The organism is Neobacillus drentensis (assembly GCF_036966985.1).
Taxonomy (GTDB): domain Bacteria; phylum Bacillota; class Bacilli; order Bacillales; family Cytobacillaceae; genus Neobacillus; species Neobacillus drentensis_E.
The window spans coordinates 2,740-3,398 of the sequence record NZ_JBALSN010000323.1; the positions used below are offsets into that span (position 1 = coordinate 2,740).

Below are 659 nucleotides of genomic sequence, written 5' to 3' on the forward strand. Positions count from 1 at the left end.
AAGGGGGATATAATGAAACAACAAGAAGTAGGTTCAAGGGGGATCGGGCTGCCTCTTACCATTTCCATCATTGCCATTTCATTCTCGGCGATTTTTGTCAAATGGTCGGACGCACCAGCTTCGATTTTGAGTATGTACCGGATGTGGTTTGCCAGTCTTTTAATGGTACCGATCGTCTGGAATAAACGAAATGAATTTAAAAACATTGTGAATAAAGATTGGCTGTTATTATTTTTTTCAGGCGTCTTTTTAGCTCTGCATTTTGTCCTTTGGTTCGGGTCATTGAAATTAACAACAGTCGCAAGTTCGACCATCATCCTTGCCTTGCAACCGATCGTCTCCTTGCTTGGCGGCTTTCTTCTTTTTAAAGAACGAACCACGATGTCTGCATTGATGACAATGGGGATTGCCATTATCGGAGCGATGATGATCGGCTGGGGAGATTTTGGATTAAGCAAGAACGCAATTATGGGCGATTTGCTTTCATTTTTTAGTGTCATTTCCGTTGTTGGATACCTATTAATCGGTCAATCCATTGTGAAAAAAGTATCGCATTGGCTTTATAGCTTTTGTGTATTTTTCTCTGCGGCGATTGTTCTTACCATTTATAACGTATCGACAGGCGTTTCTTTAACGGGCTATCCGGCCAAGGAATGGGG

Annotated in this window: 1 protein-coding gene; it reads left to right on the forward strand. The window is 41.9% G+C overall.

The features are described 5' to 3' along the window. Positions 1 to 12: 12 nt before the first annotated feature. On the forward strand, positions 13 to 659 hold a 647-nt coding region (locus tag V7659_RS20375), incomplete at its 3' end, for a DMT family transporter (protein ID WP_335541802.1).